General features: G+C 45.6%; 23 protein-coding genes and 2 pseudogenes. 12 read left to right on the top strand and 13 right to left on the bottom strand.

The window, feature by feature from the left end:
- Positions 1-5 precede the first annotated feature (5 nt).
- The 5 genes from AT705_RS19360 to AT705_RS19340 form a co-directional block, all read right to left on the bottom strand.
- Positions 6-734, bottom strand: coding sequence for a HesA/MoeB/ThiF family protein (locus AT705_RS19360; protein WP_058798059.1), 729 nt, complete (start codon positions 732-734; stop codon positions 6-8).
- A 19-nt stretch (positions 735-753) separates the two neighbouring features.
- Positions 754-1,374, bottom strand: a complete 621-nt coding sequence (locus AT705_RS19355; RefSeq protein WP_058797845.1) for a nucleotidyltransferase family protein — start codon at positions 1,372-1,374, stop codon at positions 754-756.
- Entirely contained in the window at positions 1,375-2,397 is a 1,023-nt protein-coding gene (locus AT705_RS19350) for an XdhC family protein (protein WP_058797844.1), read from the bottom strand.
- 490 nt (positions 2,398-2,887) lie between these two features.
- Positions 2,888-3,661 carry an oxidoreductase gene (locus AT705_RS19345; protein ID WP_058797843.1) on the bottom strand — a complete coding sequence of 258 codons (774 nt, stop codon included), beginning with the start codon at positions 3,659-3,661 and terminating at the stop codon, positions 2,888-2,890.
- Positions 3,662-3,669: 8 nt separating this feature from the next.
- Complete coding sequence (locus AT705_RS19340; protein WP_058797842.1) at positions 3,670-5,013, bottom strand: aldehyde dehydrogenase family protein; 1,344 nt, start codon at positions 5,011-5,013, stop codon at positions 3,670-3,672.
- Between the two features lie 184 nt (positions 5,014-5,197).
- On the opposite strand from AT705_RS19340, the pseudogene AT705_RS19335 reads away from it, so the two are divergent.
- A pseudogene (locus AT705_RS19335) lies at positions 5,198-5,974 on the top strand (glyceraldehyde 3-phosphate dehydrogenase NAD-binding domain-containing protein); the annotation flags it as partial.
- A gap of 409 nt (positions 5,975-6,383) precedes the next feature.
- Here the strand turns inward: AT705_RS19335 and AT705_RS19330 are convergent.
- The 5 genes from AT705_RS19330 to AT705_RS19305 form a co-directional block, all read right to left on the bottom strand.
- On the bottom strand, positions 6,384-6,665 hold the full coding sequence (locus tag AT705_RS19330; protein ID WP_058797841.1) for a putative quinol monooxygenase: 282 nt from the start codon (positions 6,663-6,665) through the stop codon (positions 6,384-6,386).
- Positions 6,662-7,840, bottom strand: a complete 1,179-nt coding sequence (locus AT705_RS19325; RefSeq protein ID WP_058797840.1) for an MFS transporter — start codon at positions 7,838-7,840, stop codon at positions 6,662-6,664. The genes AT705_RS19330 and AT705_RS19325 overlap by 4 nt, the downstream gene beginning before the upstream one ends.
- A complete protein-coding gene (locus AT705_RS19320; RefSeq protein WP_058797839.1) occupies positions 7,833-8,222 on the bottom strand; it encodes a GlcG/HbpS family heme-binding protein in 390 nt (129 codons plus the stop codon). The genes AT705_RS19325 and AT705_RS19320 overlap by 8 nt, the downstream gene beginning before the upstream one ends.
- Positions 8,223-8,335: 113 nt before the next feature.
- Positions 8,336-9,046: an IclR family transcriptional regulator gene (locus AT705_RS19315; protein WP_058798058.1), complete on the bottom strand. Its 711-nt coding sequence runs from the start codon at positions 9,044-9,046 to the stop codon at positions 8,336-8,338.
- 459 nt (positions 9,047-9,505) lie between these two features.
- Positions 9,506-9,976: an acyloxyacyl hydrolase gene (locus AT705_RS19305; RefSeq protein ID WP_058797837.1), complete on the bottom strand. Its 471-nt coding sequence runs from the start codon at positions 9,974-9,976 to the stop codon at positions 9,506-9,508.
- A gap of 432 nt (positions 9,977-10,408) precedes the next feature.
- Between AT705_RS19305 and AT705_RS19300 the strand changes: the two genes are divergently transcribed.
- The gene (locus tag AT705_RS19300; RefSeq protein ID WP_237113837.1) at positions 10,409-11,368 is read left to right on the top strand and encodes a flavin reductase family protein; all 960 of its coding nucleotides are present in this window, start codon (positions 10,409-10,411) and stop codon (positions 11,366-11,368) included.
- Positions 11,365-12,426, top strand: a pseudogene (locus tag AT705_RS19295) (fatty acid desaturase family protein). The gene AT705_RS19300 and the pseudogene AT705_RS19295 overlap by 4 nt, the downstream one beginning before the upstream one ends.
- Positions 12,427-12,602: 176 nt before the next feature.
- On the opposite strand, the gene AT705_RS19290 reads toward AT705_RS19295, so the two are convergent.
- Positions 12,603-12,959: a winged helix-turn-helix transcriptional regulator gene (locus AT705_RS19290; protein WP_058797836.1), complete on the bottom strand. Its 357-nt coding sequence runs from the start codon at positions 12,957-12,959 to the stop codon at positions 12,603-12,605.
- A 128-nt stretch (positions 12,960-13,087) separates the two neighbouring features.
- On the opposite strand from AT705_RS19290, the gene AT705_RS19285 reads away from it, so the two are divergent.
- From AT705_RS19285 to AT705_RS19255, 7 genes are all read left to right on the top strand, one after another.
- On the top strand, positions 13,088-13,669 hold the full coding sequence (locus tag AT705_RS19285; RefSeq protein WP_058797835.1) for an NAD(P)H-dependent oxidoreductase: 582 nt from the start codon (positions 13,088-13,090) through the stop codon (positions 13,667-13,669).
- 9 nt (positions 13,670-13,678) lie between these two features.
- On the top strand, positions 13,679-14,227 hold the full coding sequence (locus tag AT705_RS19280; protein WP_058797834.1) for a peroxiredoxin family protein: 549 nt from the start codon (positions 13,679-13,681) through the stop codon (positions 14,225-14,227).
- 11 nt (positions 14,228-14,238) lie between these two features.
- Complete coding sequence (locus AT705_RS19275) at positions 14,239-14,607, top strand: hypothetical protein (protein ID WP_058797833.1); 369 nt, start codon at positions 14,239-14,241, stop codon at positions 14,605-14,607.
- A 1-nt stretch (position 14,608) separates the two neighbouring features.
- The gene (locus AT705_RS19270; protein ID WP_058797832.1) at positions 14,609-15,262 is read left to right on the top strand and encodes a DsbA family oxidoreductase; all 654 of its coding nucleotides are present in this window, start codon (positions 14,609-14,611) and stop codon (positions 15,260-15,262) included.
- A 4-nt stretch (positions 15,263-15,266) separates the two neighbouring features.
- A complete protein-coding gene (locus AT705_RS19265; protein WP_157576868.1) occupies positions 15,267-15,821 on the top strand; it encodes a carboxymuconolactone decarboxylase family protein in 555 nt (184 codons plus the stop codon).
- A 3-nt stretch (positions 15,822-15,824) separates the two neighbouring features.
- Complete coding sequence (locus tag AT705_RS19260) at positions 15,825-17,033, top strand: low temperature requirement protein A (protein WP_058797831.1); 1,209 nt, start codon at positions 15,825-15,827, stop codon at positions 17,031-17,033.
- A gap of 68 nt (positions 17,034-17,101) precedes the next feature.
- Positions 17,102-18,076 (top strand): ion transporter, encoded by a 975-nt coding sequence (locus tag AT705_RS19255; RefSeq protein ID WP_058797830.1) that lies wholly within the window; start codon positions 17,102-17,104, stop codon positions 18,074-18,076.
- A gap of 245 nt (positions 18,077-18,321) precedes the next feature.
- Here the strand turns inward: AT705_RS19255 and AT705_RS19250 are convergent, their stop codons facing one another.
- On the bottom strand, positions 18,322-19,113 hold the full coding sequence (locus tag AT705_RS19250; protein WP_058797829.1) for a CmcJ/NvfI family oxidoreductase: 792 nt from the start codon (positions 19,111-19,113) through the stop codon (positions 18,322-18,324).
- A 262-nt stretch (positions 19,114-19,375) separates the two neighbouring features.
- Between AT705_RS19250 and AT705_RS19245 the strand changes: the two genes are divergently transcribed.
- Both AT705_RS19245 and AT705_RS19240 read left to right on the top strand, forming a co-directional pair.
- Entirely contained in the window at positions 19,376-20,290 is a 915-nt protein-coding gene (locus AT705_RS19245) for an IS5 family transposase (protein ID WP_058795072.1), read from the top strand.
- Positions 20,291-20,704: 414 nt separating this feature from the next.
- Positions 20,705-21,637, top strand: coding sequence for a LysR family transcriptional regulator (locus AT705_RS19240; RefSeq protein WP_058797828.1), 933 nt, complete (start codon positions 20,705-20,707; stop codon positions 21,635-21,637).
- A gap of 716 nt (positions 21,638-22,353) precedes the next feature.
- Here the strand turns inward: AT705_RS19240 and AT705_RS25745 are convergent.
- Positions 22,354-22,515 (bottom strand): transposase, encoded by a 162-nt coding sequence (locus tag AT705_RS25745; RefSeq protein ID WP_237113753.1) that lies wholly within the window; start codon positions 22,513-22,515, stop codon positions 22,354-22,356.
- Positions 22,516-22,974 lie beyond the last annotated feature (459 nt).

Genomic DNA, 22,974 nt, shown 5'->3' with positions numbered 1-22,974 from the left:
ACGTGTTATCCGTTGCCACACACCGCACATGTCGGTTGTTTCGGCAGCGTAAATGAATGTGTTTCCATGCTCAGGGTGTCGATTGTCATCAGTTGCCCGGGTTTTAGTTTGCCGGCGCCTGTGCAAATTTTAATTGCTTCACCGGCTTGCATGGCACCTATGATGCCGACCAAAGGCGAGAATACTCCGGATTCTGAGCAGCTGAGCTCTGGCTCTTTAAATAGTTGGCTTAAACAGCCATAGCAGGGTGTGCCATCCTCCATGGTGAAGACGCTTAATTGCCCTTCAAAACGAATGGCTGCACCACACACCAACGGAATGTGCTCCTGATAGCAAAAATGATTGAGTAAGTTGCGCGTTGCTAAATTATCAGTGCAATCAAGTACGACAGTGGCGTTTGATGCAGTGTCTGCCAGCAACTGCTCATCCGCCATGGTTTCGAGCGCTTTAATTTCTAGGTCGCTGTTAATTGCTGCCAAGGCCACTTTCGCGCTGTGGGCTTTGCTTTGACCAAGACGGGCTTCAGTATGCAGCACTTGGCGTTGTAGATTAGTAGCCTCAACCACATCACCATCGACTAAGGTCAATCGACCAACACCTGAGGCCGCCAGGTACTGTGCAGCGGCGCACCCTAGGCCGCCTAACCCCACGACCACAGCATGAGCATTAAGTAGGCGTTCCTGACCCTCAAGTTCGATCTCCGGCAACATAATGTGGCGACTGAAGCGCAGCATTTGTGAGTATTCGATTTCTTTAGCCACATTGCCCTCCACCTGGTTCAAGACGGTCTGCTGCAAATAGGTGTCGTGCGTTGACAAGATCGTCTGCTGTGTCTACATCAACGGCGGCGTGCGGCATGCTTACAAAATGAATTTTTGCGCTGGTGTCGCGGAGTAATTTTTGGGCCCCGTGCTCGCCACTCAATGTTCTGAGTAATTCGTTGTCTTCGGGTGGGAATATCGCAGGTACACCTAAGCGTTGCTTATAACGTGCGCACCAACGCGCTGGTTGCCGCGTAAAACCGGACACCAGTTCTTTCAAGGCATCACTTGTAAGCGCTACCTGATCTGCAAGTACAAATAAAAGCGCACGGTCAGTCCGACCAAGCTCCTTAGCAGCGAAAGCAATACTGTTACCTAGCCCTTTTTGCCATTGATGGTTACATAACACTTTTACATTGCTAATACCTTCAAGTGCTCCATGCACCTCATTGTGCCAAGCGCCACTAATTACATACGTCGGCTCACTATTGACGGAGGTCAGCATTTGCACTGCTCTTTCAACAATGCTCGTATCACCGAGTTGCTGGGTCAACTTACACTGTCCAAACCGGGAAGACTGTCCGGCTGCTAATAACACTTTGGTGATCTTCACTTAGCTCATTCCCCACTCACTCAATGAGCGGCCGTCTCTATCACACAAGCTCGCATGCATTTCACTCAGCATAGAAAGGGCTACGCTCTCGGGCGTCTCCCCACCAATATTTAAACCTACAGGGCCGAAGACAGGTGCCGTGATATCGGTTTTCTTGATACCACTTGCTGCAAATACCTCTGCGCGTCTGTGCGCTGGTCCCAACATGCCTAAATAGTTCAATGGTACTTGCGCCAAAGCTCTAAGTACTTGGCTGTCGAGCTCTACGCTGTGTGCCATCAAGATCACGGAGCTAATACGTTGCGTATGACAAAATTCGGCTAGTTTTTTGGCGCTATCGCGCAAAATAAAATCTGCATGTTGGAAATATTCACGCCGTGCATTAGCTGGGCGTGGGTCCCAAAGACTAACGCTCCAACCGAGTTGTTTTGCCATTTGATAAACGGGAACTGCATCACCGCCAGCGCCTGCAATTAACAAATGAGGCTCAGGGTTTATATGGGTTTGTAGCCAACGACACCCACCCTGCTCAAGCAACTGCGTGCGGCGGTTGAGTGACCATTGTTTTGCCCCCTCAGCGAGCTCAAAATAACCTTGTGCTTCACCATCCTCAGGATTTATGCACTGGTAGTAGAGCCCTTGCTGACGAGTCTCAAGCGCAGTAAAGAGTTCTTTAAGGCCCAAATAGGCATTTTCTTTGCTGACAGGTTGGAGCAATATATGAACAACCCCGCCGCAGCCGATGCCTAGCTGGAATGTTAAATCCTCTTCGTCGGTCGCATCATAGGTGAGGGTCAATGCGCGCTGATCGGCCATAACTCTTTTAGCATGGCGCTGAATATCCGCTTCAAGGCAACCACCAGATAACATGCCAAGACGTTGACCTAGTCCTGAGATCATCATCATGGCGCCTGGTTTTCTATAACTGGAACCCGTTATTTCATAAAGGGTACATAAAACCCATTCACCATTGTCACGGTTTGCATACCACTGTGCCAATATGTCTCTTAAACTGTTTGTCATGAATTTCTCTAATCCGCCACGCGCTATTAACATGCTGCACTTTTTAACTATTTGTCATGAGTGCAGGTAAATACCTCTAAAGGTGTCATTGAATTTTCAAGTCTGACCCAAACCAACCCTGACGTGTCTGTGCCCACGGTAGTGGTTTAGCCATCACTATTACCCAGGTACCTATTCGTAATGGTCACTTCTGGATATGGCTACTCTGTACATATTTTCATTTAGATAACCCTAGCTAAGCGAGTATAAAAAACAACCAGTCTATTTTTGGTAACCTGCTTTAATTCATTTAGTTTCCATGATAAAAATCGAAATCAAAAAACAATTACCTTTACATTTCAATACATTAAGAGTAACCAAGAGCCACAAAACTCTGACTGAAAAAAACACGCATTAATACACAGGTTGCAACAATGAAGCATTCTGCTATGGGCTTAAAAGCAAGGTGTGTTACTAAAGTCATTGATAAATTGTTAGCCTGAGCTAGTTGCTAGTTTTCAAACAGCAAATCTGTACGAATTATGTACTTAACCCCGCTCATTATCTGTTCTGCGCTGTGTAGGTAACTTAATGGGTGGCGCCCGTGTGGGAAGCACAGCACGCCACCCGTTGGGGTACGTACATTGTGCACCGTTGCATCCGACAAGTTTCTTAACTGAGCAGTAGGATTATCCTTATTAACAAATAGTTGAGTGGCACCGCCTTCGAAGTCTTCGTTAAGTAAGATTAGAAAGGTCATCCTGCTGTAACGATCAGGATATGCGTCTCTTTCAAGTGAACCGTTTATTACGCGACTCCCCGGCCAGTCGCCGTCTAAATGCGGCTTAAAATAATCTCCTACGCTATACCGATAAAAACGGAACCTGGCATTAACACCTAAGGGTCGCTTCCCTTGCATATAAGGCAGGCTGGTGTCGAGAATGCCCGAGATACGTCGCCAAATAATGTCAACAGTTTCATCATCTACAACCCAGGTCATGCTGTCGTTATGGCGCACAGTCCTCGGCAATGACACAGCCGCGTCGGGCAAAAAAGCCAATTCTTCGGCAAGGTCAATCAAACGGATACATTCATCTTCTGAAAAAACGTTTAATAACTGAAATGCCCCGGGGATCTCTGTCAGTAATCGCTTTTCAACATCCAATTCTTCCGCTGATGCTAACTTTGCCGGATTGGCCACGTTATTTGCCCAGGTAGGTAGAGCTGGATGCTCCGCTCCCGGTTCTTTGGCGACAATAAAGAAGTCATTTGTATTATCAGACATAATTATTCCTAGCGAGTACTCATTACGCGTACCTGAGCAAACTGGCGATGTCCAGCTGCTGAACCATGAAAACCGAAGCCACTTTGCTTTGCTCCAACCCAGGGTGCGTCACCGCTGGCCCCCGGCCCTTGGTTTACACCAACCATGCCTGCTTCGAGTTGATCGGCTACCGTCTGGGCATGCAGCTGGCCAAATACCGCAGCACCTAGACCGTACTCTGAATCATTGGCAAGGCGCACAGCTTCATCCAGCGAATCAAAGTGTGTAATCGCAATAACTGGCCCGAATGTTTCCTCGCTCCACATATCCATTTGTGGCGTAATCCCGGTTAAAACAACTGGCTTGATATAAGGCAAGGTGTGTTGCTCTTCACCCAGTAACAAGCGTGCGCCGTTACTGAGGGCATTATCGATTTGTTTGACGATTTTCTCGTGTTGCCTTGCGTTGATAATCGGCCCCATGTTTATATTCGGCTCATGCCAGGCCCCGGCTCTGTATCTGGACGCCAATTCAACGACACGACGCTCAAAGCGCTCGGCGATTTTTTCATCAACCAGAATCCGCTCGGTAGATGTACACATCTGCCCGGTATTTTCCAAGGAACTGGCTACGGCGAAATGAGCCGCCGTTTCAATGTTTGCATCATCTAGCACTATCATGGGGTCGTTCCCCCCAAGCTCCATTACCAGTCTTTTAACACCACCTGCCGCGCGCCTCATAATGTCTTTGCCTGCCGCCATTGAACCGGTAAATGCCACCATATTAACGTCGCTTTCAACCAAAGCCTGTCCGGTGTCTTTACCCCCATGCACAATCTGCAGTACATGTTCTGGAAGCACTTCATTCATCAGCGAAACCCATTTCTCGGCAATCAAAGGGGTCTCCTCTGATGGCTTCAACACGACCGTATTACCGGCAATGAGCGCAGGAACAATCAGGTTGCAAGCCATCATTAAGGGGTAATTCCACGGCGAAATAACAGCTGTTACGCCGAACGGCCGATATTCAAGCCGACTCCCCTTATGCAGCAGCTCGCTTTGAAGTGCACTCATCGCTTCTACGGCAATATACGGACCTCCGAACAGGCAACCTTGTACTTCTGAGGTTGCCCGGCGCAAGTCCTTACCCATTTCTTGGCTTAATAGCTTTGCCAGAGCATCAACATGAGGCTCACAATGAGAAAATGCCGAGTTCAACATGTTAAGTCGCTCTTTATGTGTCAACTTAGCCCATGAGTTGGCCGCATCTTTTGCTTTTATAACGACATCGGAAATCTGTGCCTGATCGCTGACCGGTACTTGTCCCAGGGAGTCACCACTACTTGGGTCGAAAGAATGTAAAAGGTTTATCATCTGTGTGTCCTCGCATATCGATATTAGATATCGCTTTGCAATTAAATCGTTAATCAGCATCGACTTAGTTTTGATGTAGCAAGCTTACAAACACAGGAGCACAATTAGAAACAAGCAAATATTGTAAAGGATACAAATATGAGTGGTTTTACTCTGTTGGATATTAATCAGTTGCGGGTTTTAAATGCGGTTAATAGAGCAACGAAAGTTGCCGGAAATTGGTATTAATGGCTTTGGCCGCATAGGTCGCTTAACGCTTAGAGCAGCTTTTGGCTGGCAAGATATTGAGTTTGTACAAATCAACGACCCTGCTGGCAATGCAGAAACATTGGCACATTTATTAAAGTACGATTCCGTGCATGGCACTTGGTCACATGATGTTTCTCATGATGACAATAATGTAATTGTTGACGGGCAAGCCATTCGTGGAACGCAAAACAAAGCGATTAATGATACCGATTGGTCTGAATGTGATTTAGTCATTGAAGCCTCAGGTAAAATGAAGAAAACCGAATTACTGCAAGCCTACTTAGAGCAAGGTGTTAAGAAAGTGGTTGTCACTGCGCCCGTAAAAGAAGAAGGTGTGCTCAATGTAGTCTTGGGTGTTAACGACCACCTGTATGATGGTGATCAACATGACATAGTGACGGCAGCGTCTTGCACCACAAACTGTTTAGCCCCCGTGGTGAAAGTGTTACAGGATAAAATCGGCATTAAACATGGTTCGATGACGACTATCCACGATATTACCAATACTCAAACCATTTTAGATGCACCACACAAAGATTTACGCAGAGCACGTGCCTGTGGCATGAGCCTTATTCCAACTACCACAGGCTCTGCAACAGCGATCACCCATATTTTCCCTGAATTAAAAGGCAAGTTGAACGGTCATGCGGTACGTGTACCACTGGCGAATGCATCAATTACCGATTGTGTCTTTGAAGTTGAGCGTCCAACAATACACTTTGATTATGTTTTCTCCTCCTGGTAGCTTTTTCTTTTGCCCGCTTTGTCGCTTAAAGAAAAGCTCGCATTGTGCGTTTTTGGGGTGAAGAGGTGTTATAAAAGCGTATTCAATTTAGGCTTTCCTATGCCCAAATTTATGGTCCTTATAGATATTTTATTGTTGGCCCTCATCGAACGCAAAGAGATCTCGGATAAGGATACATGGTAATAGAGGTTGCTAAATAGCAGGCTACCCTGATAGCTGCTCCTCGAGGCGGTGATCCATTTATCTGGTTCGATAAGCTGCTTTTAGCCTAGCCCGCTCGATTCATTCCAATGTCACAGCATTCTTTATGCAAAAAACTGGAAATCTTCGAGCGGCCGTATCGAACTTAACTTACGATTTTGATAAGCCTGATACGCTAGTTCACTTTTTCTGTACCTTCGAACACCTCGCGGTGGGCAATCCAGTCAGCTGCCAGTTCACAAAAACGAATAAAGTGAGCCGTGCTTTCATGGTCATCAAGCGCCTGTTGGCTGGCCCATTGCTCGACAATGTAATAGCGATTGGACGATGTGCAGGCTAGTTCATAGCGAAGTGCACCGGCTTCTTTTCGGCTTTCACTGACCAGTACCTTAACGGCCTGTTCAAAGTCAGTAATACAGCTTTCATGTATAGTTAGCCCTACTAATAAAGTAATCATGTTGTTTTCCTGTTAGTCACGGTTAAATAGTACAATGGGACAATGGCTAGCATGACCATCACAACACCTGCTGCCGGTGTGAGCGCTATTTCACCAATAGACACCAATCGCCCGCCTGCTGATTCACCCAGTGCAATACCGAGATTAAAAGCCGAAATATTGAGCGCTGAGGTGAAACCTACAGCTTTTGGCGTGTACGTTTCGGCGATACTTAGCATGCCTGCTTGCAGCGATGGTGAGATTGCAAAGGCTAACATTCCCCAAATAAACAAAGTCGCGACCATTAGCCATTGTTGGTGCATAGCAAATAGCAAGAATGACAGAGCTAATGCCAGGGCGATAAAAACACCTAGCAGGGTTTTATGCCAACCAAAGCGGGCCGCAGCGTTACCGCCTGCCAGGTTTCCAATAAACGTAGCAGCGCCAAATATTAATAAAAGCATGCTGGCCGTTTGTTCGGTGAAATCGCTAATTTGTGTCATGATGGGCGTAATGTAGGTAAAGGCGGTAAAGGTGGCACCGAAACCTAAAGAGGTCACCCCCATCATGGCTAGTATATTAGGGTTCTTCAAGGCAGACAGCTGCTTGCTTAAGCTGGCAGGGGGCAAAATATCTGGTTTTGGTAACATAGCCGCAGTGGCAACCAAAGAAATAGCGGCTATTACAAATACCACCACAAAGGGCCACTGCCACCCAGCGAAGTTGCCGATAAAGCTTCCCAAGGGCACTCCTATCACCATTGCTAGTGTTAAACCTGCGAACATCAGGGCTATAGCTCGTGATTCGTGTCCTTTTCCTGCAAGAGTCGCCGCAACGGTTGCGCCAATGGCAAAATAGCTGCCGTGCGCTACAGCGGTTAGGAGCCGGCCGATTAACAACAATTCATAGCTTGTTGCAATGGCAGATATCAAATTGCCAAGGGAAAATATGGCAATAAGTGCCAGCAGCACCGATTTTTTATTAAACCGGGCTAGCAAAAGAGTGACAACAGGTGTACCGATGGCAAGCGCCAGAGCATATAAACCCACGAGCGACCCTGCTTTGTCCAGCGAAATATCAAAGTCACTCGCAATACTGTTTAGCACGCCCACCACAATAAATTCAGCGACGCCAATAGCAAATGCCGTTAGCGATAACACATAAATACTCGGGTGCAGACGAACCTGGTTAGCCATAAAGCGCCTCCTGAGCCAGCTTTTCGTCGGCATGCAAAGTAGCGCCAGCCACACCTAGCCCGCCAATAACTTGGCCTTCTTTGTCTCGAATAACCAAGCCGCCACCAAAGCTGATCATGCCGTCATTGGTTAACTCAAGTGTATAGAGCTCTGAACCGGCACGAGCCATCTCTCCCAAGTCTTTTGAGTCGGCATGAAATAAAGCCGCTGTACGCGCTTTTTTTATGGCAACGTCAATTGTGCCCAGTGCCGTATTATCCATGCGCGAAAAGAATACCAGAAGGCCCGCAGTATCGACTACTGCAACACTGATATTAAACCCGTCACGTGTTGCTGCTTGCTGGGCTTTACTAACTAGCTGTTTTGCTTTTGCTAATTGCATTACTAGAACTACCTCCTAAAAGTGATGGACGGTAGCGTAAGGGCAGTTGTCGGCAAACAAAACCATGTGAAGCGAATAGAACGCCAGGTTTGATAATGTCGAACAGTTTACTGTTATGGGACGAAATGAACCCGTTGTAATTGTTTGGCCAGGGAATGTAGGCGATGTTCAGTGAGCCGTGCTGCAGGGCCTGCTATTCCCAAAGCAGCAGTAACCGACCCATTGTCATACAAGGGAAGCGCGAGGCAATTCAAGCCAATTTCGGCCTGCTCTAAATCAAGTGCATAGCCTTGGTGATAAATTACTGACAACTCGCTCGATAATGCGCTGCTCACCTTATCAGCTTTGCGTAGTTGGCGTACTAGCTCTGGAGTAAAAGCTAAAAACACTTTGCCGATAGCCGAAGTTTCAAGTTTTTCCCGTCTCCCTCTGGGATTCGCCAATCGCAGACTATCACCGCCCCGGATAGCTTCGACATAGACATAGTCTTGCTCACCGGCGAGCATAGCCAGATAGCTAGTCTCTTGTGATTGGCTGGCTGCATAATTCAGTAACGTCTTGTAATGAGCGCTTATCGACTGATGATGCGCGATCACTGGTTTCGCAAGGTTACCTAACCGACTACCCAGAATATAAAACTTGTCCTGACGCTGCACATAGCCAAGGGCAACTAGCGTATTAAGTAACCCGTGTGCAGTGGTTTTATTCAGCTCACAATGGCGAACAAGCTCACCAAGCTTTGCTTGGCCTCCCATTACTGTTAATGCTTCAAGTAAGGCAAAAGCCCGTTCAACGGATTGGATTTTTTTTAAAGGATTAGACATATTCATACTTTTCCAGAGTTTACTCCTGATAACCTTCTCTCCAAGACTCCCTACAAAAAACAACTGGTGTGTATGGTCAGCTCTAATTCAAAACTGCTGGAGCAAACTTGCACTCTCGAGCTCACCTCAAAACAGCGACTGCTTGTTTTTACAAAGAAACAATTTACATGGTTCTCACGACCAAGGATCTTTTTTGAGCGAGGATATAATCGCACTATTGTTATGTCAGCTTCGAGTTTCTCATCAGAGTCCGACTTATTATAACAGACTGATTTAATATCCTTTTTACCTACTTTCATCTTTCCTGACGACAAACTTAAAGTGGTTAAGCTCGAAACTATGCCCCCACTTTTTGAAGTCATTCTTGTCCAGTTCTCTGGAGCCTGCCAAAGTAGAGTACACCTTTGGATAATCGATAAGCTAAAGATGTATCGTGATGTTGATTGGGCTAGCCATGTACTATAGTGGTTTAACAATAGAAATAACAAATGACTCTGAACCTGGGTTAAGGTCCCCTAAACCCGCATTTGAAATATGCCCGAGTTCAAACCGGATTAACCAGTCATTTGAAATTTTGTTCTCTAGGAATATTCGCGAATAGAACTCGACTTTATGGCCCAAACCTCTTGGCCTATCTACAATTCCCAACTGACTACCTACACCCCAGTATAGCTCGCTATCTAACTGAAACGTCATGGTAAATCCAGAGCCGTAGTAATTGTATCCTTGCTCTGCTTTGAAAACAGAAAAGATCGGCTGCAAACCATAAAACCCTTTCAGTTTAGGCAGCTCGTAATCTATATGAACTGCATGCACGTCGGCGTCATCAAAAACTCCCCATACCCCGGCACCAATTCCCAACCTGGCATTATCGTTAGCGAATAAGTTAAAAGATAAAAATACGACAAATACAGAAATAAAATATCTCATAACAAAAATCTACACTCCTCAGTGCCTTACCAATATCAATCAATTGCCAGGGTAAACAGGCGAACTTTAATGTCACCAGCATACAAAGCAAGGGATAAAATTTTAAACAAACAATTGTTGTATAAAGCACAAATATAATTGGTTTAAATCGACTCGATTGAAAGTAAGCCCATGTCATACATAATTTTTTCAGACATGGGACACGTCTGGAAAACCTATAAGCAGAGTGACCCCCTCCCACAGGGCTTCAATGGAATTAGAAATCCACCAACCGCTTTAGAGTCTTTACTCAAAATGCACTTGCAATTTACACATTTGAGCTTACACGTGTACGCCAAAATATTTGTCGTGAAATCATTTTTAAACACATTGTCAAAGAATTTTCTGCACCACCAGTCGTGGGCTGGTTATTGGGAGCCATTAGTGCAATGCATGCTCCCGGCATGGCGTGATGGGTACTATCGCGCTCGAATAGAAAGTGTGAGGGTATTTACCAAGCAAAGTGTAGAACTTTTACTGGTGCCGGAAAAAGGGTGGCCGACACACAAAAGCGGCCAACATTTAGCCTTAACGCTAAACATAAACGGACGTTTAGTAACTCGGGTATTTACCATTGCCTCTAGCGCCGAACAACTGGAAGCGCAAAACACGCTACGTTTGTTGATACGCACCCAAGATAAAGGTGCGTTAACTGCTCACTTGTCGAAATTAACCCGAGGAGAGTGGGTAAACATCTCAAAGCCACAAGGGACGTTTTTGCTTCCCCGTACCGAGCAACCTGTGGTGATGCTGGCGGGAGGCTCAGGTATCACACCGTTTATAGCCATGCTTCACTCTATTCCTAAAGGTGATACCAGACCCATTACCTTGCTTTACTACGCAAAAAAGAATGCCCATTGGCTTAATACTGAGCTTGCGCAATTGCAGGTATCACTCCCGGGCTTTGAGTACCGTTTGCTTGAACGAGATAAAGATGGCGATGCGGTTAAAGCACTATCCCCATATACAGGCAAAAAGTGGTTGGTGTGTGGGCCAGAGGGGTTACACAAACAAGTGGCGCAGCTAGCAGAACAGACAAACACGCCTCTTGCAAGCGAGCATTTTTCAGCTACACCTAGGGTTGATTTGAGTACGGAAAGAGCGGAGTTTACCGTTACCTACAATGGCAAGCAGTTTATGATTGATAATCAACACACGCTTCTTGCCCACTTAAAAGCAAAACAACAAGAGGTCAACGCGGGCTGCGGCATGGGCATTTGTCATCAATGCAAATGTGTAAAAAAACGAGGTGTGGTGCGTGACACTCGAACCGGTGAGCTCTCTGACAATACAGAGCAGTTAATTCAATTATGTGTGTCGCAGGTAGTAAGCGACGTGGAGTTAGTTAAATGAATCTCTCTCAATCGACCGATTTCGACAAGCTGGCCTGCCAGTTAGATGCTGTAAAAGCCGATATAAAGGCCAAACTTGGCCAAGAAGATGCCAGTTACATTCGCGGCGTGATTTTAGCTCAGCGCTTGTTTGAATGGAGCGGACGCATTTTATTGATGCTTGGCTTTATTCTACCTGTGCTTTGGGTTGCGGGCGTGCTCTGTCTCGCCATTGGCAAAATCCTGGATAACATGGAAATTGGCCATAATGTGATGCACGGTCAATACGATTGGATGAATGACAAACATATCAACTCAAAATCGTATGAGTGGGATATCGCTTGTGACGGGGCAAGCTGGAACCGGGTGCACAACTACGAGCACCACACTTTCACCAATATTATCGGTAAAGATCGCGACTTTGGTTATGGTTTACTACGTTTATCAAATGACTTTCGCTGGAGAGTGAAAAATCTGTGGCAATTCGCTACCTATTTGGTGTTAAGCATGCTGTTTCAATGGGGGGTGTCATACCATGAAATGGCCGCCGAGCGGGTGTTCTTCTGAAAAAAGAAAGACAACCGTGACTACAAAGTGCTCCATAGTGAGTTAAAAAGGCGCTTTTTTAGCAAAGGTGCGCGTCAGCTGGTAAAAGACTATGTTTTGTTCCCCCTGCTTGCCGGCCCATTATTCTTGTGGGTGTTAACCGGCAACTTAGCCGCGAACTTGCTGCGTAACTTATGGACGTCGACGATCATTTTCTGTGGTCACTTCACCGGTAAAGTGGAGACCTTTAAGGAAGAAACATGCAAAAATGAATCACAGGGTCAGTGGTATTATCGGCAGGCATTAGGCTCGTCCAACATTAAAGGCGGAAACCTGTTTCACATTCTGACCGGGCATTTAAGCTTTCAGATTGAGCACCACCTGTTTCCAGATATTCCGGCAAAACGCTACCGAGAAATCGCGCCAAAGGTACAATCCATCTTTAAAGAGCATGGTATCCATTACAATACAGGGGGTTTCTTTCGCCAGTATTTCTCCGTGCTCAAACGCATAGTGCGCTATTCCTTTCCATAAGGTGACAAACTTTCTTTGCATGACGCTGCTGGTAAGCCTCAACGAGTTGCAATGTTATTACTCGTTGAGGCAGGGCTATTTCATCTAATATTATGTGGATGGCACAATGTAAAACTTGCCGGAAATACTATATAGCTATCCTCGCCCCCATGGAAAGTTTGTTGACCTGCTTAAACCTATATATCGTTTGATTCAGACCAGATGCGCAATTCATCTAATATGTGCAGTGCAGAACGGCCGAACTCGGTCAATTCGTAGGTTACCGCTATCGGCCGGGCATTAATCACCTTACGTAACACCATACCCTGCGCTTCCAATTCTTTAAGGCGCTGGTCGATTATTTTCTTGCTGGCGCCGCCTAACATCCGGGTTAAGTCATTGAATCGTACAGGTTCATCTTTTAGGTGATAGATAATAGAGCCGGTCCACTTGCCACCGATCAACCGCATACCTTTTTCAATGGCGCAAGGCTCCAAACACGCATTTAAAACTTTTTTTCGACCTTTACTATCTGTTTTTACGACACTTTCCAAAACAATCTCTCCATCGGCAGGGTGGTTACCAAAAGTATACTAATTGAAACTTATTTCTAGGTAACTATTATAAACCAACAGTTTTGAAATGCACACCTTAATCAAATTCAACTCGTGGAGTGATACTTATGAAAAACGTCTTAATTATTAACGCGCACCAGTACTACCCGTTTTCTGAGGGCAAGCTAAACGCTGCCCTGGTGGATAAAGCCATTACCCATCTGGAAGGCAAAGGTTATCAAACCCGTGTCGTCACCATGGAGCAGGACTTCGACGTTGAAAAAGAGCTGGAAAATCACCAATGGGCAGATGTAGTGCTGCTGCAAACGCCGATTAACTGGATGGGTGTGCCCTGGTCGTTCAAGAAATATATGGATGAAATTTATACCGCGGGCATGGGCGGCGCCCTGTGTAACGGCGATGGTCGCCACGAAGATAACCCCAAGGCCAACTACGGCAAAGGCGGCACCTTGACTGACACCAAATACATGATGTCGCTGACCTTCAATGCCCCGGCCGAATCGTTTGATGATGCAAACGAGTTCTTCGATGGCAAAAGTATCGACGACCTGCTTTTCCCCATGCATATGAACTTTAAGTTCTTCGGTATGACACCGATGCCGACATTTGCCTGTTTCGACGTAATGAAGAATGCTGACGTCGACAGCGATTTTACGCGCTTCGAAAACCACTTAAACAGCCACTTTTAAGGAGACGTTATGTCCTGCGAATTAACTTACACAAACAAACTACATCCGGGCAGTGTGTTTCCAACCATGTCCGCCACGCTTTTAGACGGCGAAAAGGTCACTCTTGGCAAACCGGCAAACGGCGCCGATTGGCAACTGGTGGTCGTTTACCGTGGCCGCCACTGCCCTCTTTGTACACGTTACCTTAACAATCTGGAGCAGTTTAAAGCAAATTTGCTTAACACCGGGGTCGATGTCATCGCCGTATCCGGCGATAGCAAAGCGCAGTTACAAGAACACCTGGCCCAGCTGGATGTCTCCTTCCCGCTAGCCTATGGCCTGACTCTGGAACAAATGGAAGAGTTGGGTGTGTATATTTCAGATCCCCGCTCCCCACAGGAAACGGATCACCCTTTTGCCGAGCCAGCGCTGTTTGTTGTAAATGCCGAAGGCAAGATTCAGGTGATGGATATTTCAAACAACCCCTTTGTCAGGCCCGAACTCTCGGCCTTGGTAAGCGGTCTGAGCTGGATCCGCGATCCGGGCAATAACTACCCTATTCGCGGTATGCATCTATAAGGAGAAAGATCATGAGCACAGGAAAACTTGTCATGCTGGGCCTGGTGAGCACGTTACTGTGCTCATCGTACGCCTTCAGCAAAGAAGCCGAACACGCGCACATCGCCTCACCGGATAAGTACGAAGTCTTGCTGGAAAACGACCAGGTACTGGTTTTACGTATGACCTTACGCCCCGGTGAACACGACCTTTGGCACAAGCACAATGCAGAAACCGTGTATTTTGAGCGCGGCGGCAAAGCCCGGATAAAAACCGCCGACGATACACAGCTGGAGCTGGATATTCCAGATGGTTATGCGATGTGGCACGACCAATGGGAGCACCAGGTATTTAACCTCGGTGAAACCACTATCACGGCCATTATCGTTGAGCGAAAATGATATGGATCCAATCAAACCACTCAAGATCGATATTATTTCCGACCCGGTGTGCCCTTGGTGCGCAATTGGTTTCTACCGTTTGCGCCAGGCACTGAACAGGGTGAAGGGTACGCTTGCGGTCAAAATCTCCTGGCATCCGTTTGAGTTGAACCCGACCATGGCGCCACAAGGAGAGAATTTGCGTAAGCACCTGGCCAAAAAGTACGGCACCACGCTTGAACAAAGCATCCGGGCAAGAAAAATGCTGGCAGAACTCGGCAAAGAGGTGGGCTTTGAGTTCAACTATTTCGATGAAATGAAAATGCTCAACACCCATGATTGTCATCGCCTGCTGTTTTGGGCCAAAGATTCGGGCCTTCAAACCAGGCTGGCGGAGGCCATGTTTGAAGAGTTTTTCAGCAACAGAGGTGACTTCTCGTATGAGCGGTTGCTCCGGTTGGTCGCAAAGCTGGGTCTGAACTCCGACGAAGCGAAAGATATTTTGACCCGTCGGGCCTATAGCCGGGAAGTAACCGAGCAACAAACAAAATGGCGGAATATGGGCATTCAGGCCGTGCCTGCGGTTATCTTTAATAATGAGAAACTGTTTACCGGCGCCCAAGATGTCGACACATATCAAAACGTACTTGAAGACTATATCAACCAAGAGAGGTGAGAAGATGTTTACCTATTACGAACCGGATACCGCTCCCGAAGAGTCTAAACCCATGATGCAGGGATCCCTTGCCAGCTTCGGTATGCTGCCTAATTTACATAAGGTACTGGCGGAAGCACCCATTACGTACAAGGCCTACAATGAGACCTTCTCCTCATTTATGCAGGCAAGTAGCTTATCGCCACTAGAGCAGCAGGTTGTCTTTATGACTGCCAACTTTGAAAACAACTGCCACTATTGTGTGCCGGGTCATACCTGGATGATGAAATCGGCAAAAATGCCCGATGAGGTGATTAATGCGCTCAGAGAAGGAACGCCTCTACCCGATGAAAAATTGCAGGCCCTTCACGATTTCACCAAGGCGCTTTTGGATCATCGCGGGCATATCGGCGACGAAAAACTGGCGGAATTTCTCGGCGCCGGATACACCAAGCGCCAGGCCCTGGAAGTACTGACCGGACTGGCTGCCAAGTTGATTTCCAACTTTACCAACGCTTTGGCCCACACAGAAGTCGATGAGCCTATGAAGCCCTATGCATGGGAAAAACCAGGAACCTAAGTTATGGCTTTAGAAAATCACCCTATGTGGCGTCTTCCTCGCCATCACTTAGATACAGAAGACGCTCACGATCATGTGCACTGGGTAGAGCTTTTTTACGACCTCATCCATGTGGTCATTATCTTCTTGCTCGGTAACTTTTTAAGCGACCATTTGTCCGTCAGTGGTTTTTTGGGTTTTGCCGGCTTATTTATTTCAGTCTGGTTTGCCTGGGCTGACTCCAGCGTTTTTAACTCGCTATATGTCAGTACAGATGTGAAACATAGGCTGATCATGGCCAGTCAAATAGTTACCGCCATGGTCATGGCGGCATCTGTACCCCATGTGTTGGGCAAAGGCTGGATGTACTTCGCTCTGGCCTTTGCAGCAAACCGCCTCATCACCACCTACCTGTACCATAGAACCCATAGCTTAGGTGTTGAGGAATCACGACTTGCGCATCATGTGAGTCGGAACTTCTTTATTCTGTCGCTTGTTTTCGCAATCAGCGCGTTTTTACCAGCCCCCTATAGTTACGTATTGTTTGGCATAGGCGTCGCGTCTATACAGCTGCTTTACATGGCACCTAAGGTAGGCGTGCTTAACAACAAACGCTTTCTTCCTCGCTTGGGCCATATGTCTGAACGCTTTGCGTTGTTAATGCTGATCGTTGTCGGTGAAGGTTTTTTTAAACTGGTCATCACACTGTCGCAAAAAGGCATATACAAGGTCGACCCAAGTGTTTTAGTTAACTTTATGTTCGGCGGTATTGCTGTCTTTGTCCAGTGCTGGATCTACTTCGATTTTGTCGGCAACGGTAAACCGAAAAATCAGGATAAACGGACATTAGTCAATTGGTGGCTGGGACATCTTTTCCTTATGTTATCAGCCGTCATGGTAGGTGTCGCCCTGGCCGGGGAGGTTAAGGTCGGCTTCTGGGAGCCCTACCCATTGAAATATGGCGTTATTGGCTGTATCGGGTTGGCATCATATTTACTTTGCTTGCTTTGGATTCAATTTAACATTGAGCCCCGCGTGGCCCACCGCTTCGCCACAGCCAAGGTACGTATGATAGGGGTGATAATGGCCCTGTTCACATTAGTAATTCTGCCTTATGTACCCGCCATTATAGGTAACCTGCTGTGGGGAGGTGCCTTGATATCGCAAATAGCTATCCCGGTTACCAGGGCCTACCTAACGTTCTCCAAAGAAGAGTTAGCTAAGAACACCTGAGTTATTCAAACGCCCTTTCAGTCGTTCGGCAAAAGGGCCGCTTTGCTTCTATTTCAGATATGAATATTATGACGACACCGACCCTCAAACAAAAAACATACGCGCTCCTTGAACTCGGCTTTGACGGCCCCGGCTGCGCTAAGCTGCTCAGCGGGTTTATTGTCTTGTTGATTGTCGGTAATGTTATCGCAGTCATACTTGAGTCGTATGCCCCTATAGGTGAAAGGTATCACCACGTATTTACTGCCTTTAATCTGTTTTCTGTAATAGTTTTTACAATTGAATACTTGGCCCGGGTATGGATCTGTACCGAGTCACCCGAGTTCACACCTTTGCCCCCCTGGCTCGCCCGGTTAAAGTATATTGTCGGCCCTGTCGCCCTTATTGATTTAATCGCAATCGCCCCCTTCTTCCTGTCATTTATCCTGCCGCTCGATCTGCGTTACCTGAGAATGCTACGTATGCTTCGCTTGCTTAAACTGACTCACTATTTTAAAGGGCTAAGGTTGTTTGTTAGCGTATTAAAGCAAGAATTGCCAACCATAGGTGCGGCCATGTTTATTATGCTTGTGCTGGTCATTTTATCGGCCAGCGTTATGTACAGTGTTGAACATACGGCCCAACCCGACGAATTTAGCAGCATCCCCAGCGCTATCTGGTGGTCAGTGGTAACCATGACAACCGTCGGTTACGGCGATGTCATCCCAGTAACCTTTTTGGGTAAACTGATTGCTATTTTCATCATGCTGTTAGGCGTAGGAGTCGTTGCACTGCCGGCTGCCATGCTGGCAGCGAGGTTTGGTGAGGAACTAAGCGCAAGAAAGAAACACCTGGAGATTGAAGTGGCCCATGCACTTCAAGATGGTATTGTCACCCGGGCGGAAAGAGATGAGTTAGACGAGCTGGCCGAAGAGCTAAACTTGTCGAAAGATGTGCTAAATAAGCTAATTACCAGACGTAAATTGGCACAAATTAATATCCATACTTGTCCACACTGCCACAAGTCCATCCCTGCTCGGAACAGAAATGAGCAACCAGTTTGAGAGTATCAATAGAAAACCAGCGATGCTTTTCATTACTAGTTGAAAGCCTTTTTATCAAGCTATTCATGTCAGTGAAAGCATGCATCTGACAGAGAGTGAGTACAGAGCAGAGCAACTTGAACAATTGAACCACTTGGGGCCGTGTCCATTTTTACTTGGTTATAATCTATGTGATTAAGCGAATTAGTTAAACACGCTCGGGCGTCGAGCACCTGCTTGACAAGGGAGTTTCCAGTGAAACATGGTTACTCCCCGAATACTATTGCACGAAACTCAATACTGCTACGTTTGTTAACCACATTGCTTTCTTCGACTTCTAACAAGTCAACCGCTGAATGAGGTACACCTACAATGTTATTTTTTGACTCTGAGTCAAAAACTTTAAATAGCATTCCTTCTCCGGGCTTCATAAGGGATTTATAGAACCAACTATGTTTGGGGTTATAGGCAATCCCGGAAATCTCGCCGATTCTATCCGGATAAATAAGTTTCAACTTTCTGAAGTCGGCAGACTCAACTGTAGACAAATCAATAAAAGCGAGTGGTGACTCTTCAACTTCATTATTCACTGGCAACCAAAGGTTGATGAACTGATAGGGCTTTCCTCTTAGATCTGGCCTGTCTTGAGTTTGTAGATCAAACATGCGTTTGGCTGAAGACTTTGTATAATCATTATGGACTGTCTTTACAGGTGCTCTATTGTGTACTGTTTTTGTTTTACGAGTAGAGGAGCGATATGTGTGGTCAAATATCACACTATCTTTAACACCTAGTGTGTGTGAAATGAACGCTTGGACTCTTGGGTATAAATTGGATACCAGGGCTTGATCATCTTCAAAATTATCAAATTCCAGGTCGAAATAAACAGGTTTAAACCCTTGTACATCTAATGTGAAATTTTTCTCTCTCTTTCTCACATCGTTTATTTCGATGACACGGGTATCAATAGCTTGAGTAAGTTTTGTATTACCCGGACCGGATTGACGTTGATCAAATACAAGCTCTTTGTTTGGGTTTACATAATTAACTGAAAACATAGACACCTCGTTTCTTTGAAAGTAGGTCTATGTTATTCGTGGTGCTAAACCTTTTGAAACAATAAGTGCTTGTAAATGATACAGGTAAAACTTTATCGGATTAATTCGCCTAACAATTGAAGCAAACGATTAGCGTTGGCATCGTCATTTACTTTCTGATTTTTCAGCAAATATAGCGATTGCCAGGGCGTTGTTTCCTAAATCATTGAACTAATTTAGCCTTATGTGATCAGATCTCGAAAGCAAACACAGAGGCTGAACTTTGAAAGAAAAGCGTATCACCAACTGGCGCGAATACAACAAAGCCCTTATCGCCAGAGGCAACATCCAACTTTGGTTTTCCGAGGATGCGATTGAACAGTGGAACAACACGCAACATCACGGCGGTAAAGGCCGGGCTAATCATTTCTCAGAGCTGGCGATTGAGACCTGCCTGACTTTACGGGCTGTATTTCGCTTGTCTCTTCGAGCTGCACAGGGTTTTGTTTCCTCATTAATATCAATGATGAAGCTTGATTTGGATACGCCAACTTATAGCTGTTTGTGCAAGCGTAGTGCAGAGCTGGCAGTTCGCTATAGGCCACACTCCAGTGCATCCGGAGGCATTGATATTGTGGTTGATAGCACTGGTTTGAAGGTGTACGGAAATGGTGAGTGGCACGCAAGAAAACATGGTGCAAACAAGCGCCGAACATGGCGAAAGCTACACCTGGCAGTTGATCCAGATACACACCAAATCGTAGGCGCTGAGTTGTCCACAGTGTCTGTAGCTGATTCAGAAGTTTTGGGTGACCTACTCAGACCATTGCGCAGGAAGATCAGCTCAGTTAAAGCAGATGGTGCTTATGATACCAGAGGCTGTTATGCCGAAGTAGCAGCTAAAAAGGCCGAAGCAGTGATCCCACCAAGGAGTAACGCACAGTTGTGGGAGGATGGACATGCTCGCAACAGCGCGGTCATTTTAACAAAGCATATAGGCAGCAGTGAGTGGAAAAAATGTGTGAACTACCATCAACGTTCACTGGCGGAAACGGCAATGTACCGATACAAACAGCTAATGGGTGACAAGCTGGTCAGTCGTGGATTCAATCAGCAACACACTGAAGCGATGATCAAAGTGAAAGTACTCAATAGAATGACTAGGCTAGGTATGCCTGAATATCAGGGAAGCAGTTGAAATCTCGGTGTTACCTAAGTTATCTGGATTTGATCAACAAGGCCGATTGCCAGCTCAAGAACCCGGGTTGTTAGATGACCTTTGGCAGCCAAGCCGCAATAACACACAAATATCGAGGTAACTCATCGAGAATCAAGCTGGCCGCGTCATGTTTTAATTGCAGACTGAATGATCGTCTTAACCGTTTCTTTGAACTCCTCTTGATTAAGTGTAATGCTATAGAAAAACGCTCCTGAAACACAATCGTTCTAGTCGTTATCAATAAATAATTTATAGCTCTCTTGCGCTTTGTATTTTGCTTTTAAGCCCTCCAAATAACGCTTTGGTTAATTACGTGGTCTCTTTGAAACGTGTTAAAATCATAAATGCTCGTAGATACAATTGAAAAAAGTGGTCCCTTTTTAGGTTAAAATTATGAATGGTTTATCTAGATTAGATATAAAACAACTGAGAATTCTAATCGCGTTAATTGAGTTGCAAAGCTTGTCTCGAGTAGCGAAAAAAATGGGGTTAACACAACAAGCAATAAGCGAACAGTTAAGAAAGCTCAGGGATACATTTGAAGATCACTTGTTCATTCGACAAGGTAATAAAATGGTGCCAACTACAAAGGCACTCTCATTACAAGTTCCTATTCTAGAAGTGTTGAATAAAATAGAAGATATGCTCGCCCCTGATGAATTCGATCCGAGTAAATTCGAGGGCATTTTCACTATCAGTGCAACTGACTATGCTATTCATGCGTTGTTACCTAAGTTGATGAATAGAATTAGAAAAGATGCCCCTGGTTTGAAAATAATTGTTAGGGATTTCGAAAGTGATAACGTCAATGAGTTGTTAAGCTCAGGAGAGCTTGATCTGTTGTTAAGCTTTCCTGAATTTGTTCCAGAAAGCTTACCTTATAAGAAACTATTTGATGAGCAACATATTTGTATTGCTAGTAAGTACTCTAGCCTTCTTAAGCAGAATGTTTCTCTGGAAGATATTGCACACAGCCCACAAGTAATAGTGTCGCCGTCTAGGGCAAACTTAAGAGGCTCGCTAGAGCAATGGTTTAACCGCTTTGGCCTCAAGCGCAATATCATTATGTCTGTTCCAAGCTTTTCATCTGTACCCGAGATCCTACATACTACAGATATGGTAGCTTTTTATCCGTCGAGATTATTACCCAATGAAAAAGTTGCTATTTTAGACGTGGATGAGTTACCCCCACCTTTTGAAGTGATTGTTGGCTGGCACCCAAGAACAAGTAAAAGTAAAATTCATCAATGGATGATAAATCAACTTGAGTGCGTAGGCAGTGAGCACAGCCCAACAGGTGAGGAAGCAGGTAGAGCACATATCTAATAAAATGTACTAGTGTCGATTCAACCTAGCCTAGAATTGCGGTAATGGCAGTTTTACCAGCCAGTTTACATTGATATTGATTTACCGGAGATCACTCAGGCTCTGCACAAGGAGTTTACTTATATGAATTAGTGTGATTACCAAGGGGTACCGACAGTATAAGTACCGAGCGATTTTCACGTAATCACACTATCAATGTTACCGAGCTTCTTCTGGATCTCATGGTCTTCAGAGGATAGCTTATCAGGCTCCCTGACTTCGGTTACCTGTAGTTCCGCCCAGCGAAGTACGTATCAAACCGCTTATTTTACCCGTACGAATTTCAATTTTCTGGTTAACGATTGAGTGCTTAAGCGGTGAGTCGATGAAATAGAGTTTTCCTCTGAAGCTAAACGTATGGTCGTTGCAGATCTTCCGGTAGGCCTTTGTGATGCAGATATCATCAAGATTGATGTAGCGTGATACAGGCGTATATTCGGTGTTTGATGCTTTAGATTTTATCATCAGGTTTTTACGCCAGAACAGAACTGCGGGATGAAGACGTGTTAGAGATAGCTATTAGCGTCCGTCATGTCAGTAATATTGTGGAGCCGTAACCCCGATATCAATGCCTAAAGCAGCACTGAAATTTGGTCTGCAAAAGACTGCCAGCTCTGTACTACGCTTGCACAAACAACTATAAATCAGCGTACCCAAATCAAGCTTCATCATTGATATCAGTGAGGAAATAAGCCTTGTGCAGCTCGAAGAAACAAGCGAAATACAGCCCGTATAGTCAGACAGGTCTCAATCGCCAGCTCAGAGAAATGATTAGCTTGCCCATTACCGGCGTGATGTTGAGTGTTGCTCCACTGCGCAATAGCATCCCGGAAAACCACAGCTGGATATAGCCTATGACGAATAAGGGCTTTGTTTTAATCACGCCAGTTAGTGATACGCTTTTCTTTCAAAGTTCAGTCTCGGTGTTTGCTTTTGAGAGCTGATCACACAAGACTAAATTAGTTCAATGATTTAAGAAACAGCGCCCCTCAGAGACAAAAACCCCCAGTAAATTCTGGGGGTTTTGAAGTGGACTCTGCCTTTTCGGCAGTTATATGTCATTAGATGTGGATGTTTACTTCCTGACCTAATTTCAGCTGCCTATGCGGCAGAGCATTAACGATGTTCATTAGAAAATATACTTCCGCCATTTCCAGCTGCCTATGCGGCAGAGCATTATTAAAGTTAGCTTAAAAGTTGATTAATTCCATACAATTGAACCTCATTTCAGTAAATAACCCTTGTTGCATAACCTGCCCTTAACTCTTTGATATACAGCGCTCTGAAAACTGTCAAAA

This window comes from Pseudoalteromonas rubra, from assembly GCF_001482385.1.
In the GTDB taxonomy this organism is placed as follows: Bacteria; Pseudomonadota; Gammaproteobacteria; order Enterobacterales; family Alteromonadaceae; genus Pseudoalteromonas; species Pseudoalteromonas ardens.
This window is presented reverse-complemented; position numbering and strand designations above follow the sequence as displayed.

Coding starts and splice junctions, on each gene's coding strand:
- AT705_RS19320 (WP_058797839.1), bottom strand. CDS start 8,222: ATGCAATTAGCAAAAGCAAAACAGCTAGTTAGTAAAGCCCAGCAAGCA.
- AT705_RS19340 (WP_058797842.1), bottom strand. CDS start 5,013: ATGATAAACCTTTTACATTCTTTCGACCCAAGTAGTGGTGACTCCCTG.
- AT705_RS19330 (WP_058797841.1), bottom strand. CDS start 6,665: ATGATTACTTTATTAGTAGGGCTAACTATACATGAAAGCTGTATTACT.
- AT705_RS19240 (WP_058797828.1), top strand. CDS start 20,705: ATGAATGGTTTATCTAGATTAGATATAAAACAACTGAGAATTCTAATC.
- AT705_RS19305 (WP_058797837.1), bottom strand. CDS start 9,976: ATGAGATATTTTATTTCTGTATTTGTCGTATTTTTATCTTTTAACTTA.
- AT705_RS19275 (WP_058797833.1), top strand. CDS start 14,239: ATGAGCACAGGAAAACTTGTCATGCTGGGCCTGGTGAGCACGTTACTG.
- AT705_RS19260 (WP_058797831.1), top strand. CDS start 15,825: ATGGCTTTAGAAAATCACCCTATGTGGCGTCTTCCTCGCCATCACTTA.
- AT705_RS19270 (WP_058797832.1), top strand. CDS start 14,609: ATGGATCCAATCAAACCACTCAAGATCGATATTATTTCCGACCCGGTG.
- AT705_RS19250 (WP_058797829.1), bottom strand. CDS start 19,113: ATGTTTTCAGTTAATTATGTAAACCCAAACAAAGAGCTTGTATTTGAT.
- AT705_RS19300 (WP_237113837.1), top strand. CDS start 10,409: ATGCTCCCGGCATGGCGTGATGGGTACTATCGCGCTCGAATAGAAAGT.
- AT705_RS19285 (WP_058797835.1), top strand. CDS start 13,088: ATGAAAAACGTCTTAATTATTAACGCGCACCAGTACTACCCGTTTTCT.
- AT705_RS19350 (WP_058797844.1), bottom strand. CDS start 2,397: ATGACAAACAGTTTAAGAGACATATTGGCACAGTGGTATGCAAACCGT.
- AT705_RS19325 (WP_058797840.1), bottom strand. CDS start 7,840: ATGGCTAACCAGGTTCGTCTGCACCCGAGTATTTATGTGTTATCGCTA.
- AT705_RS19255 (WP_058797830.1), top strand. CDS start 17,102: ATGACGACACCGACCCTCAAACAAAAAACATACGCGCTCCTTGAACTC.
- AT705_RS19345 (WP_058797843.1), bottom strand. CDS start 3,661: ATGTCTGATAATACAAATGACTTCTTTATTGTCGCCAAAGAACCGGGA.
- AT705_RS19265 (WP_157576868.1), top strand. CDS start 15,267: ATGTTTACCTATTACGAACCGGATACCGCTCCCGAAGAGTCTAAACCC.
- AT705_RS19315 (WP_058798058.1), bottom strand. CDS start 9,046: ATGTCTAATCCTTTAAAAAAAATCCAATCCGTTGAACGGGCTTTTGCC.
- AT705_RS19280 (WP_058797834.1), top strand. CDS start 13,679: ATGTCCTGCGAATTAACTTACACAAACAAACTACATCCGGGCAGTGTG.
- AT705_RS19360 (WP_058798059.1), bottom strand. CDS start 734: ATGCTGCGCTTCAGTCGCCACATTATGTTGCCGGAGATCGAACTTGAG.